This window comes from Shewanella sp. YQ_9, assembly GCF_043103185.1.
Taxonomy (GTDB): Bacteria; Pseudomonadota; Gammaproteobacteria; order Enterobacterales; family Shewanellaceae; genus Shewanella; species Shewanella algae.
In genome coordinates this window covers 31443-44856 of the sequence record NZ_JBICJO010000007.1, presented here as the reverse complement: position 1 = coordinate 44856, position 13414 = coordinate 31443, and the positions used below count along the sequence as shown (strand labels likewise).

10 protein-coding genes and 3 tRNA genes are annotated in these 13414 nt (G+C 51.3%); 5 read left to right on the top strand and 8 right to left on the bottom strand.

Annotated features, from left to right (window positions below):
* Positions 1-7 precede the first annotated feature (7 nt).
* Both ACF8D4_RS02020 and fabA read left to right on the top strand, forming a co-directional pair.
* Entirely contained in the window at positions 8-1612 is a 1605-nt protein-coding gene (locus ACF8D4_RS02020) for a Lon-insertion domain-containing protein (protein WP_392468242.1), read from the top strand.
* Between the two features lie 76 nt (positions 1613-1688).
* Entirely contained in the window at positions 1689-2204 is a 516-nt protein-coding gene (gene fabA, locus ACF8D4_RS02015; protein WP_025009632.1) for a bifunctional 3-hydroxydecanoyl-ACP dehydratase/trans-2-decenoyl-ACP isomerase, read from the top strand.
* Positions 2205-2300: 96 nt separating this feature from the next.
* Here the strand turns inward: fabA and rmf are convergent, their stop codons facing one another.
* The 5 genes from rmf to rlmKL form a co-directional block, all read right to left on the bottom strand.
* The gene (rmf, locus tag ACF8D4_RS02010) at positions 2301-2477 is read right to left on the bottom strand and encodes a ribosome modulation factor (protein ID WP_081737068.1); all 177 of its coding nucleotides are present in this window, start codon (positions 2475-2477) and stop codon (positions 2301-2303) included.
* A gap of 182 nt (positions 2478-2659) precedes the next feature.
* A complete protein-coding gene (locus ACF8D4_RS02005; protein ID WP_144130871.1) occupies positions 2660-4501 on the bottom strand; it encodes a DUF3466 family protein in 1842 nt (613 codons plus the stop codon).
* Positions 4502-4530: 29 nt separating this feature from the next.
* Positions 4531-6444 carry an ABC transporter ATP-binding protein gene (locus tag ACF8D4_RS02000; RefSeq protein WP_159353207.1) on the bottom strand — a complete coding sequence of 638 codons (1914 nt, stop codon included), beginning with the start codon at positions 6442-6444 and terminating at the stop codon, positions 4531-4533.
* A 1-nt stretch (position 6445) separates the two neighbouring features.
* The gene (locus ACF8D4_RS01995; RefSeq protein ID WP_208141604.1) at positions 6446-6676 is read right to left on the bottom strand and encodes a glutaredoxin family protein; all 231 of its coding nucleotides are present in this window, start codon (positions 6674-6676) and stop codon (positions 6446-6448) included.
* Positions 6669-8798 (bottom strand): bifunctional 23S rRNA (guanine(2069)-N(7))-methyltransferase RlmK/23S rRNA (guanine(2445)-N(2))-methyltransferase RlmL, encoded by a 2130-nt coding sequence (gene rlmKL / locus ACF8D4_RS01990; RefSeq protein ID WP_392464501.1) that lies wholly within the window; start codon positions 8796-8798, stop codon positions 6669-6671. Before rlmKL ends, ACF8D4_RS01995 begins: the two co-directional genes overlap by 8 nt.
* A 243-nt stretch (positions 8799-9041) precedes the next feature.
* Here rlmKL and ACF8D4_RS01985 point away from each other — a divergent pair.
* The 3 genes from ACF8D4_RS01985 to ACF8D4_RS01975 all read left to right on the top strand — a co-directional run bounded on the left by ACF8D4_RS01985 (position 9042) and on the right by ACF8D4_RS01975 (position 9361).
* Positions 9042-9118, top strand: a tRNA-Met gene (locus tag ACF8D4_RS01985).
* Positions 9119-9159: 41 nt separating this feature from the next.
* Positions 9160-9236: transfer RNA gene (locus ACF8D4_RS01980), tRNA-Met, on the top strand.
* 48 nt (positions 9237-9284) lie between these two features.
* Positions 9285-9361, top strand: a tRNA-Met gene (locus ACF8D4_RS01975).
* Positions 9362-9621: 260 nt separating this feature from the next.
* Here the strand turns inward: ACF8D4_RS01975 and lpxM are convergent.
* From lpxM to pheT, 3 genes are all read right to left on the bottom strand, one after another.
* Positions 9622-10575 (bottom strand): lauroyl-Kdo(2)-lipid IV(A) myristoyltransferase, encoded by a 954-nt coding sequence (gene lpxM, locus ACF8D4_RS01970; RefSeq protein WP_107111085.1) that lies wholly within the window; start codon positions 10573-10575, stop codon positions 9622-9624.
* A gap of 146 nt (positions 10576-10721) precedes the next feature.
* Positions 10722-11018, bottom strand: a complete 297-nt coding sequence (ihfA, locus tag ACF8D4_RS01965; protein ID WP_025009628.1) for an integration host factor subunit alpha — start codon at positions 11016-11018, stop codon at positions 10722-10724.
* Positions 11019-11021: 3 nt separating this feature from the next.
* Complete coding sequence (pheT, locus tag ACF8D4_RS01960; protein ID WP_208162204.1) at positions 11022-13409, bottom strand: phenylalanine--tRNA ligase subunit beta; 2388 nt, start codon at positions 13407-13409, stop codon at positions 11022-11024.
* Positions 13410-13414: the final 5 nt, after the last annotated feature.

The window sequence follows — 13414 nt, the reverse complement described above, 5'->3', positions numbered from 1 at the left end:
AGCCACAATGAAGCCTAGCTTGATCCCGGCCGGGGCCCTTACCCCTCAATACTCCAATCTGCAGCTTCCCACATCGAGCCAACTGACAGATCTATTACTTGGACAGGAAAGAGTCATAGACGCCTTTGGTCTGCTGCAAACCTTATCAGGACAACAGCTCTTCCTGGCAGACTTCCAGGGTATCCACCGCACTTGGCTGTTTGAAGCCCTGAGCGCCCAAAGCAAAATGCCGATGCAATATTTAAGCGGTCGCATCACCCGGGCGCAGCTACTCGGCTATCCGGATAGTCAACCATCAAGGCAACCGGGTGCCCTCGCAAAGCCCGGACTACTTTTTATCTGCGCCGAGTCCTTGTGGAAACGTGAGCCTTTATGGGAGCTATTGTTGGATGCCATCGAAAAAGGTGGCTTCGAGCTTCAGGGACAATGGCAGCCACTGCAAGCCAAAGTTGTATTGGTGGGCTCGAGTCTGCTCTACAGCGAGCTCAGGTACCATGAGCGCAGATTCAGCGAGTTGTTCGCCCTGCTTGGCGAGCTGGTATTTGAAATTGATTTGCAAAAGGTTACTGTCAATGCCTATGTAGCCTGGCTGGCAGAGCTGGCCAAGCTCAGTCATTGTCAACTGACCGAGTCGGCCTTACTGCCTCTGCTCAGGTACAGCAGTCGCCTGACAGAGCATCAGCAGCGCTTGAGCCTCGCCAGCGCAGATTTGGCACAGGTGTTCGCTGAAGCTGCTTTTTACAGCCAGGGGCAAGCGCTGGATGCCAACGCCATTGAACATGCCCTGGAACAACGTCAGCAGCGACATAACGCCCAAGAACAGCAGTCGGCACAAAATCTTGATGACGCCTTCATCTATTTGCCAACTGAGGGTGCTATGGTGGGGCAAATCAATGGCCTGACAGTGATAGACACCTTGGATTATTGCTACGGCGAGCCGGCCAGGATCACGGCATCGGTGCATTATGGTGATGGTGAAGTGGCCGACATTGAACGGAAATCTGAGTTGGCGGGCAATATCCACGCCAAGGGAATGATGATCCTGTCCGCATGTCTCTATCGGGTATTTGGCCGCGACGCGCCCTTGCACCTCAATGCCAATATTGTATTTGAGCAGTCCTATCAGGAAATTGACGGCGACAGCGCCTCCTTGGCCGAATATTGCAGCCTGATCTCGGCGATAACCGAACAGCCAATAGACCAAGGGCTGGCGGTGACAGGTGCGCTTGATCAGTTCGGCAACGTACAGGCCATCGGCGGTGTCAACGAGAAGATTGAGGGTTTCTTCAAGCTCTGCGCCAGGCGTGGCTTGACCGGCAGCCAAGGGGTGATTATGCCCAAGTCCAATGTGCAGCAACTCAACCTGGCACCCGAGATCATAGCGGCGGTAGAGCAAGGTCAATTCCTGCTCTACGAAATCACTCATGTCGACCAAGCTGTCACTCTGTTGATGGGGATAGAGGCCGGGGAAGCAGACGAAGACAACAACTTCCCCGAAGACACTTTATACGGCATGGTGCAACAACGACTGGACAAGTTGGCAGGCAATCTTGATGAAGAACCGGGCTATTTTGCGAGCTTGCTGGCAAGATTGCCATTTTTTCGCCAATAAGTAGCTGATCGGAGTTGTTTGGCTTACACCTGTTCGCTAATCTTGGCGGCACTTGATGAAGGATGTGGTAACAACAATGACTAAAGCAAACAGTTTCAACAAAGAAGAGCTCATCGCCTGCGGCCATGGTGAGATATTTGGCAAGAACTCCCCTCGCCTGCCCGTGGACAACATGTTGATGATCGACAGAGTCGTCACCATCAACGACAACGGCGGAGCCTTCGGTAAAGGTGAAATTGTTGCAGAACTGGATATCAACCCGGATCTCTGGTTCTTTGGCTGTCACTTTGTTGATGACCCTGTTATGCCAGGTTGTCTGGGACTGGATGCCATGTGGCAACTGGTTGGCTTTTTCCTTGCCTGGGAGGGCGCTGTGGGTAAAGGCCGTGCACTTGGTGTAGGTGAGGTCAAATTTACCGGCCAGGTGCTGCCAGGCGCCAAGAAGGTGACTTATAAGCTTAATATCAAGCGCACCATACACCGCAAACTGGTGATGGGTATTGCCGATGCGACTTTGGAGGTAGATGGCCGCGAGATCTACTCGGCCACGGATCTGAAAGTGGGTGTATTCAGCGATACCTCAACCTTCTAAAGCCATCGAATACAAGTAACAAGGTCGGCAATTGCCGACCTTGTTGTTTCAGAGCGCTATAAAAATGCCCTCATCTGGGAGGGCAGTCTTGCTGAATTACTTATTGAACAGGCCGTTTATCCGGCCTTCTACCCCTTCGCGCCAGCCTCCTAGCCACTGGGAGCGAGAATCAAGATTCGAATAAGGACAAAGCTCCTTGGAGCGGCCGCCGACACCGGCTTGGAATCCCTTCGAAAAGGCTCGGTCTAAACGATCTCGTTTTTGTCTCTTCATGCAAGCGTCCTCTGTACTATTTTACATAGAAGCATCAGCTTCACCTGCTATGAATAGAACTTTTCAACGCCGAGATCAATCAAAAAATCGCCAATTATAGCGAAGAAATTTTAAACTATTGAGATCCTGATTAAAAAAAATCGGCGCCTTTTGGGCGCCGATCTCACAGGCTTAAACTAAGCTTAAATTTTGCGTCTGCGCCACCAGATCAGCGGCAGTAATGCCAACCAACCCAAACTGGCCGCACCGGAACGCTCAAACGGCTTATCGATATCACCGTCGTCCACCTGAGTACAGGCTTCACCACTGCCACTGGGCTTAAGAACAACCATACGCGGCAGATAAGAAGTCACTGGCTGACCGTTACCATTAAGCTCAAACAGCGGTTTGCCGTTTTCACCAATCACCAAATTACCTTTTTCATCAAACTGGTAAGAAGGCTTACGGATAAAGGCAGTACCTACTATGGTGCCTTCCTCATTGATGCTGTTGGCTTCCACCACCACTATGTCAGTGTTGTAGGTCAGGGTTTTGCCTGAGCCATCTTCAACACTCACTTCATGACGTTTCCAGTTGCCTTCGGCATCTTTCTCATAGCCTTTGGACTCACAGGTCAGCAGCTTATTGAGATTACTGAACTCACCGGACTCTTTGTCAAACAGGAAACCCACCTTAGGTCTTGGTTTATCCTTGTCATGGGTAGACTCGATATAACCCACGACCTGACCTTTGTTGTTGATATCTCTGGGCTTGCTAGAGAGATCTGACATGGTGTTGTAGAAATCATTGGGGGTAACCGGCTTGGTCTCAGGGGTATTGGTATCATAGATAAAGAACTTATCGCGGATATAACCCTGAATGTACTTGTTGTAGCTACCGACCAAGATCCCTGCATCATTGACATCATAGGCAATGGAGTTGCGCACATCATCATCGACAACCGGGATCCAATGGTACTTGTATTCACCATTGGCATCTTTACTCCAGTAGGCCGCATCCATTCTCAGGTTGTCTGAATCGTTATAACGATAAACATGGGAGCGTCCGGCAACAACTCCTGAGTTGTTCAGCCCCAGTCCCTGAGCGGTAAAGGTATAGTCTGAATCACCGGGAGTCAAACCAAGTGGTAGTTCAGTACCGGTAACCGCGCCATTTTCATACTGCCAGACATAGGCACGCATCTGGTACTGAATATTGCGGGTGTTGTTGGCGTTGGGATATTTTTCCCGCTGCAAGCACACATCCAGCGGCAGCGTGTTGTCGTCACTGAGGCAAGCCGCGGCCCGTTCGGCGCCATAGTTGCTGATGGCGGTACTGGCATAGCCGGCAACCAGGTTATTGCTGTTGATGGCAGATGCCATGGACCAACCGCCGAGCTCGGCCGTCTTGTCGTCCTTGGTATAAGTAGTATAAGGCGGCAACAGCGGCACTTCAGTACTGCCGTCTTTAACAAAGCCGCGCTGCTCGAAGTCACGGTAATACCAGTACTCCTGCCCTTCGGTTTCTCCGGTGTAGTCGACTTTCTTCTCTTTACCTGTCATGGCACCGACACGAATACCGGCGTCATTGACGTCGTAGAAGAAACTATCGACCGAATTGACACTGGCCGGATCGGCAGGGTCGGTATCCGCAGGCGGCGTGCTACCGTTTACACTCTCGAAATTGGGTGTCCAGGGACTGGCAGGATCGTTTTCCTGAGAGTTGAAGGTGAAGTTATTGGCAATGATGGGATCATTGATGGAATAGGTGATCTTTTCCTCTGGGGCGATACCATCTTCAATGTCGATAATGCCGTCATCATTATCCACATCCGAGGTGCTGAGCTTTTTCTTGCCCTTGGCTACACCTATGGCTTCATTATTGGCATTAACGCCCATACCATAACCAGTACGAGTATCGGTCAGGTTACCTTTGAGATCATATTCATCCAGGTTGACGACTTCATAGACAGGAGCCGCCTGCGATACCTGTAATACACTGATAACCCCCATGGCCACCAATGACAGCGCACTATTCAACTTCATTAATTTGATTCCCATTTAAATTTTTGAGCTTACTTCATTGACTCGAGTTCTTCCCAACGCTCGAAGTAAGCCTCCAGTTGCTGTTCTTTCTCTGCCAACTGTTGCAATTCGCTGCTCACAATAGCTTGATCCTGCGAATAAAAGTCCGGCTGATTGACGCGCTTCTGCAGCTGTTCCAACTCCTGCTCCAGAGTTTCCATCAAGGCAGGTAAAGCATCCAACTCACGTTGAAGCTTATAGGAAAGCTTTTTGGCTGTCTTGGGTTCTGCGGCTTTTTGCGGCGCAACCTCCTGTTTGACAGGCTTAGCTGCCTCAGGTTCCTCAGCGTCGCGATAGAAACGTGCCCCTTGGGCAACCGCATCCTGATAGCCGCCGACATATTCACTCCAACGGCCGTTGCCACTGAACCACCAGGAACTGGTGACTGTATTATCAATAAAGGCCCGGTCATGACTGACAAGCAGCAGAGTGCCTTCATATTCAGTGAGCAGAGACTCTAGCAATTCCAGTGTCTCTATATCAAGATCATTTGTCGGTTCATCGAGAATGATAAGGTTGGCCGGCCTGAGCAGCAGTCTGGCCAGTAGCAAACGGTTTTTCTCACCGCCACTGAGCGCCTTGACCGGAGTCCGGGCCCGCATGGGTGAAAACAAAAAGTCTTGCAGATAACTGAGGATATGCCTGTCTTTGCCGTTAACAGTAACAGTGCTCTTACCCTCGCCGACGTTTTCTTCAACTGTCTTCTCCGGATCCAAGGCTTCACGGTATTGGTCAAAGTAGGCGACTTCCAGCTTGGTACCCGTCTTGATTTCACCACTCTGCGGCGCCAACTGACCTATCAACAACTTGATAAGCGTGGATTTACCGCAACCGTTGGGGCCAATCAGTGCGATGCGATCGCCGCGCATCACATTGGTGGAAAAGTCTCGCACCAAGTCCTTATCTGCCAGGTTGTAATTGAGATCCTGCACCTCAAACACCAACTTGCCACTGCGATCGGCTTCAGACACCTGCATTCTGGCATTGCCCTGGCGTTCCAGGCGGGCCCGGCGCTCCATTCTCAAGGCCTTGAGAGCCCTCACCCGGCCTTCATTACGGGTACGGCGAGCCTTGATCCCTTGACGGATCCACACTTCTTCCTCGGCGAGTTTCTTGTCGAAATGCGCATTTTGCTCGGCCTCAACCCTGAGCCACTCCTGCTTACCATCGAGATAACTCTGGTAATCACCGGGCCAGGAGGTAACCACTCCACGGTCCAGATCCACTATGCGGGTGGCTATCTTCTGAATAAAGCCACGGTCGTGACTGATAAAGGCGATGGCGCCCTTATATCCCAACAGAAACTGTTCCAGCCATTCTATGGTGTCGATATCCAGGTGGTTGGTAGGCTCATCAAGCAGTAACAAATCCGGCTCGCTCACCAAGGCTCTGGCCAGGGCGACTTTACGTTGCCAGCCGCCGGAGAGTTCAGACAGAGGTTTATCCGGGTCCAACCCCAGCAGCCGACAGTTTTGCTGAATACGGTTGTCGAGCTGCCAACCATCGAAGTGATCCAACTTGGATTGCAACCGCTCAAGGTTTTTCAGCATTTTGTCGAGCGCTTCGCCCTGGGCCTTGGCCATAGACTGCGACAGTTGATGGTATTCTTCGAGCAGTTGGCCCACATCGGCCAGACCGGCGGCAATATAGGAATAGACAGTGCCCTGTTCCGCTTTGGGTGGGTCCTGTTGCAGGCGGCTGACTTTAACATCGGTGGCGATATTGAACTCACCATCATCAAGCAGGACTTCTCCTGCCAACACCTTCAATAGACTGGACTTGCCGGCGCCATTACGGCCGACAATACAGACCCGCTCGCCGGCTTCAATACTGAAATCTGCCTGCTGCAGCAGAGGGGTATAACCATAGGCAAGCGAGCCATTATTGATACGAACCAGACTCACATTATGCTCCTGTAAAGCGTTTTACTTGCTGTTCATCGAAGGGCCAACAGAGTTCCTCACCCATGCTGTTGGCCAGCACAGGAATAAGCACTCCATAGCGTTCGGCAAGCGTTTCTTGCTCGCAAATATCCTGGGTGCGATAACCAATATTCAGGCCATCGAGCAAGGTCATGGCCAACTCACACAGATGGCAACCATCTGTGTGGTATAGGGTCAATGGCGTCTCAGGCATGGGTTATCAACCAGGTATTATGAATATGCGGATTGCGCTTGTAATCCATTGGCAGCATCTGGGCATCCATATTGGTAACTGACATGCCCTGAGCCGCCATGGCCTCGCTATCCATTTTGAACTTACGTTTATTGTTGGAAAAGATTATCTCTCCGCCCGGATTGAGCAGCTTGAATAGATCAGACAACAACTTGACGTGATCGCGCTGTACATCGAACGAGTCTTCCATCCGCTTGGAGTTGGAGAAGGTTGGCGGATCGATAAAGATAAGATCGAACTTACGGTCACAATCGCGGATCCATTGCAGGCAGTCACCCTGCTCGAAACGATACTGTTTGCCAATCAAACCATTGAGCACAAAGTTATCCTTGGCCCAGTTAAGGTAAGTGTTGGACATATCCACAGTCGTGACCGACTTGGCACCGCCAAGCCCGGCGTGCACCGACGCGGTTCCCGTATAGGCGAACAGGTTGAGTACGTCGCGACCGTTGGCCTTACTGCCCACCAGTTTGCGAATAAGCCTGTGATCGAGAAACAACCCGGTATCCAGATAGTCGGTCAGGTTAAGTTTGAAACGGGCACCGTACTCCTGGGTAACCAGCTCCAGCTTTTCTTTGTCGAGCCGCTGATACTGATTTGTACCCTTCTGCCGCTCGCGGGTCTTGAGGATGATCTTGTCCGGCTCAACACCTATGGCGCCGGGCAAAGACAGGAGCACATCGGTCAAACGTCGCTTGCTGACGGCTTCAGGTATGCTGGCGGGCGCCGCATACTCTTGGATCACAACATAATCCAGATACTTGTCGATAGCGACATTATATTCAGGGATATCTGCATCATAGAGGCGATAACTGTCGATCCCCTCTTTACGAGCCCACTTATCCAGCTGTTTCAGATTCTTTTTCACCCGGTTGGCAAAGGCACTGGCGATGTCACTGACCTCAGCCCCCGACTGCTCGGCCGCTACAGCCGCCCTGCGGGTAGAGTTGGCATGCAGAGTATAGAGGTTAAAGGCGCACTCCAGTGCTCCGTTGAACATCTTCATCTGCTTATCGGCCTTGAGCTTAAGCGATGAGATCAATTCGATATCACTGCAAAGCAAGGCCACTTGCCAGCCACCGAACTCACGCTTGAGCTTGTCGCCAAACTGATAGTAAAGCTGCAACAAAGAGGATACATTACCCAAACGCTCACCATAGGGCGGGTTGGAGATCAACAAGCCTTTGTCCAGCGGTGGCGTGATATTGAGAGCATTGGCCACACTGAACTCAATCAAGTCACTGACACCGGCACTCTTGGCATTACGTTTGGCCAGCGCCACCATGCGCGAGTCTATGTCCGAGCCGAAGAACTTCACATCACAACGGTTCTTGCCTATGCTGGCCCGCGCCTTGGCTTCCTCGACTATGCTTTGCCAAAGTTTGGCGTCATGGCGATACCAGTGCTCAAAGCCAAAGCGACTGCGTTGCAGCCCCGGGGCCATATCGGCCGCGATCATAGCCGCCTCAATCAACACTGTGCCACTGCCACAAAATGGGTCCAGCAAAGGCGTTTGTTTATCCCATTGGGCCCTGGCCAACATGTTGGCGGCAAGGTTCTCTTTTAATGGCGCCTCACCGGTACCGCTGCGATAGCCACGTTGATGCAGCGCCGGACCGGAGAAGTTCAGCGCTATGGTTACCTGACCGTTTCGGTAGTGGGCATCGATTTTGAAGTCGGCATCGACACGTTGCACATTGGGGCGGTTGAGATCGTCTTCGCGGAAGCGATCCACTACAGCATCTTTAATCTTGAGGGCGCCGAACTGGGTGTTCTTGATAAAACCGCCCATGCCGTGAAAGTCGATACTAAAGGTACAACGGTTATCAAAGTGGCTCGGCCAATCGATACAGAAGGCCGCATTATAAAGCTGTTCGGCGGAATCACAGGGACCGCGATGCAATATAAGCAAAATACGGCTTGCCAGTCTGGTCCAAAGGGTAATGCGGTATGCCAGCTCCAGTGGACAGGAGAAATAAACCCCAGCCAGGCTTTCCTTGACCTCAAGCGCACCAAACTCGCGCAGTTCCTGCGCCAAAGCATATTCAAACCCCTTGGGGGCCGCCGCAAAAAAATTCAACATGAACAAACCAGATAGCAAAGCAAAAATGAATGGCGCATTATACCCTTTGATTAAGGTAAAAGATAAAAACTTCCGTTTTCAGGACCGCTTTTCTTGGTCAATCCTGCCGAATTGTTGGAGTTGTGACCGATACGTTTAATCTCCGCGCACGGATGAATTAAATTTGAACACTCAATGGCATTTTGATGATTTGTCCTTGCATTGCCGCCCCTTGGTCGTTATAGTCCACCCCGCTTTAACGGACGCGGGATGGAGCAGCATGGTAGCTCGTCGGGCTCATAACCCGAAGGTCGTCGGTTCAAATCCGGCTCCCGCAACCAATTCCTTAATTATGAATTCAAACTGATTAGCACAATTCGGACGCGGGATGGAGCAGCATGGTAGCTCGTCGGGCTCATAACCCGAAGGTCGTCGGTTCAAATCCGGCTCCCGCAACCAATTTCAAATTCCTTAATTATGAATTCAAACTGATTAGTAGAAATCGGACGCGGGATGGAGCAGCATGGTAGCTCGTCGGGCTCATAACCCGAAGGTCGTCGGTTCAAATCCGGCTCCCGCAACCAATTCCTTTCTAAAGTACCAACTTCTCTTATTTACTAAATTTGAATGATGAGCATAGATCGGGATCGGCTTGTTCTCGTGTCGCAAGAAATTGTAAATGCTTCCCCTCCTCTTGCTTCAAGCTCAAAATATCAACCTTTGTCATAACCACCAATTCCTTGGGCACATGATTCTTACCCAAACCTGCAAGCAACAGGCAGCGCTTTGCCGATAGTACATAAAAGAAAAGCCACTCTGTGAGTGGCTTTATCTGTGTTCTATTTCAATAAATCGGCGGCATACCTTCCGGACGAGTGCGCAGTACCTTAAGAAACCACATGTACTGCTCAGGATAGGCGTTGATCACCTGCTCCACCGCCTTATTCAGCGCCTTGGCTTCATTTTCCTTGCCCTGCATCGACTCGGGATCAATTGCCGGCATAACAGTCAAACGAAAGCACCTGGCTTGCTCGTCGTAGCCAATCTTCACCGGCATTACCTGAGCGTTACCAGCCTGTGCCAAACGGCCAACCACAGGTAAAGTAGCCTTGACTGTTCCTAAAAATGGCGCAAATACGCTCTGTTCCGGTCCCAAGTCTTCATCCGGCAAATAGAAGAAACTGTTACCCTGTTTCAGCTCAGCCAACAAGGCCCGGATCCCGGCTTCACGCATATAGATATTGCCGCCTTGAGAGCTGCGCATCCGGTTATTGAACCAGTTGAACAATTCATTTCGATGCGCCTTGGCCATGGAGACCATGGGCAAGTCCAAATTCAGCCTCAAACCGGCATACTCTATGCCCCACACATGGGGCATGATAAAGATAATCGGCTGCCCTGCTTCACGGGCAGCGGCAATATGCTCTTCTCCCTCAACCTTGACTCTTTTGCGTATATAGGAGCTCGGCATCAAGATAAGCTCAGATTGGGCCAGCAAGGTCATCACAAAAGCTTCGGTGTTGCGCTCCAGCAACTGCTCGATTTCCGATTCACTCTTATCGGGGAAACAGGCTTTGAGATTGGCTCTGGCCACCTTAATGGGCTTATGGGCTATACGCCTGACCAAACGTGACAAGCCGCGAGCGATAGGATCGCGAATAATGGCGGGCAAGAGACCAAAGAGAACCAGTACGCCTATCGCCAACCAACTGCCCCAAAATCTGGGATGCAACAATGAGCAACGGAAGCGCCTATCGAAGTATTTGCCTTTCTTAGGCTTGGAAGGTGTATTTGACAAGGTTTAACCCCTGGGTGTAATTCCAATGCAATGCCAAACCAGGCATTAAAAATGCGATACAGCATAGTAGAAGTGTTTTCTACAGACACAAACAGGGAAGCCACTCACAGGAGCGGCTTCCCTGTTCTGAATTACTGACCGAGCAGTTATTTGCCTTTGTTAGCGGCTTCTACGCGACTCTTCAGCTTCTGTCCCGGACGGAATGTCACCACCCGACGGGCAGAAATTGGAATGTCCTGACCTGTTTTGGGATTCCTTCCCGGTCTTTGATTCTTATCCCTAAGATCAAAGTTGCCAAAGCCAGATAACTTGACCTGCTCACCATTTTCAAGCGCAGTTCGGATCTCTTCGAAAAACGCTTCAACCATCTCTTTGGCTACCCGCTTGTTAATGCCAAGCGTTTCAAAAAGATGCTCTGCCATTTCGGCCTTGGTAAGTGCCATACTTTAATCCCTCAACGATGCGTTGAACTCGGACTTGAGTGCAGAAACCACTGTATCAACCATCTCAGCTATCTCTTTTTCCTCAAGTGTACGAGTGTTATCTTGTAACGTAAGTGCGATCGCCAGACTCTTTTTGCCCTGCTCTACACCTTTACCTCGGTATACATCGAACAAGTTTAAGCCAACCAACTGATTTTCGCCAACTTTTCTTATCAGCGTCATCACGTCACCTGCGGCGACTTCTTCATCAACCACTATGGCGATATCGCGGCGATTGGCTGGAAACTTAGACACAGCCTGGGCTTGCGGTAATTTAGCCTGCAGCAAGGCGTCCAATTCCAGCTCAAAAACTATGGTTTTGCCATTCAGCCCAAAAGGCTTCTCGAGGCTGGGATGGACTGCGCCTATATACCCTATGACCCGATCATTTCTCAATATTTCAGCACATTGCCCCGGATGCATAGCCGGATGCTGCGCTCCTTTAAAACTAAATTCAGCTTCGGAAACTGTCAAGCCAATAATGGCCTCTAAATCACCTTTAAGATCGAAGAAATCAACGGTTTTCGACTCCATGCTCCAGTGTTCGTCACTCTGGGGACCGGCGATCACCGCACCCAGCATGGCTTGTTGTCTTACGCCGGATTCTGCTTGTGCATCAGGAATAAAGCGTAAACCGGTCTCAAACAGGCGTACACGAGTCTGTTGACGGGCCTGGTTGTAACCCACAGCATTCAGCAATCCGGTGAACATAGACAGGCGCATGGCTGACATTTCACTGGAAATCGGGTTAGGCAGCACCATGGCTTCGCTATCAGGATGCACCAGTTTTTGCAGCTTGGGATCAACAAAACTATAGGTGACAGCTTCCTGGAAACCTCGGGCCACCAACATAGCCCTCACCCGGCTAAGCTTCAGATCCGACTCTTTATGATCTGTCATAGAGAGGTGCGCCAGCGGGGCTGTGTTCGGAATATTGTTATAGCCGTAAATTCGGGCTACTTCTTCGATAAGATCTTCTTCAATTGCCATGTCGAAGCGGTAAGTGGCGGTTTTCACCTGCCAGTCGCTGCCCTGCTTTTCAACCTGGAAGCCCAGACGGGTCAGGATCTCTTCCACATCGGCATCACCAATCTGATGACCAAGCAGTTTGTCCAGCTTGCTGCGGCGCAGTTTAATGTCGGCAGCCTTTGGCAGATGCGCTTCGCTCTTGGCCTCAACCACAGGGCCGGCTTCGCCGCCACAGATATCCAGCACCAGGCGGGTAGCTCTGTCCATAGCCTTATGCTGCAGCTCTGGGTCAACGCCGCGCTCAAAACGATGCGAAGAGTCGGTGTGCAGCCCAAGGCGACGGGCCTTGCCCATGATGGCCAAAGGCGCGAAGAACGCACACTCCAGCATAATATCGCGGGTTTGCTCACTGACGCCGGAAGCCTCACCACCGAATACACCAGCCAGGGCCAATGCCTGGCTGTTATCGGCAATCACCAGGGTATCGGCTGGTACAGTAATTTCGTTGCCATCGAGCAGAGTCAGCTTCTCTTCACCATTACCCAGACGCACCTTGATGCCGCCGTCAATCTTGTCCAGATCAAAAGCATGCATAGGTTGACCGAATTCAACCAATACATAGTTGGTGATGTCCACGATAGGATCTATTGAGCGAATACCGCTGCGGCGCAGTTTTTCCACCATCCAGTCAGGCGTTTGCGCCTTGACATTGACATTGCTGACCACCCGGCCCAGATATCTCGGGCAGGCTTCCGGGTTGACCACGTCAATTTCAACTCTACGCTCACTACTGACGTTGGCAGCTTCCCAGCTTGGCTCGGTCACGTTAAGACGGTTGAGCACGCCCACTTCGCGGGCCAGCCCCACCATACCCAGGCAATCTGCACGGTTGGCGGTCAGATCCACATCGATAATCACATCATTAAGCTGCAGATACTCACGAATATCGGTACCGATAGGAGCATCCAGCGGCAGCTCAATAATGCCGTCGCTTTCAATCTCTATGCCCAGCTCGCCATAAGAGCACAGCATACCGTGTGAAGGCTGTCCACGCAGTTTGGCTTTCTTGATTTTGAAGTCACCGGGCAGCACTGCACCGACAACGGCCACGGCAACCTTGAGTCCCTGACGGCAGTTAGGTGCACCGCAGACGATATCCAACAGCTCTTCGCTGCCGACATTGACCTTGGTGACCCTTAGCTTGTCGGCATCGGGGTGTTGACCACATTCAACCACTTCACCCACTACCACGCCGGAAAAGTCACCGGCAACGGCAATGACGTCGTCCACTTCCAGGCCGGCCATGGTGATTTGGTGAGTTAATTCGTCACGGCTAATCGCAGGGTTAACCCACTCACGAAGCCAGGATTCACTGAATTTCATAATAC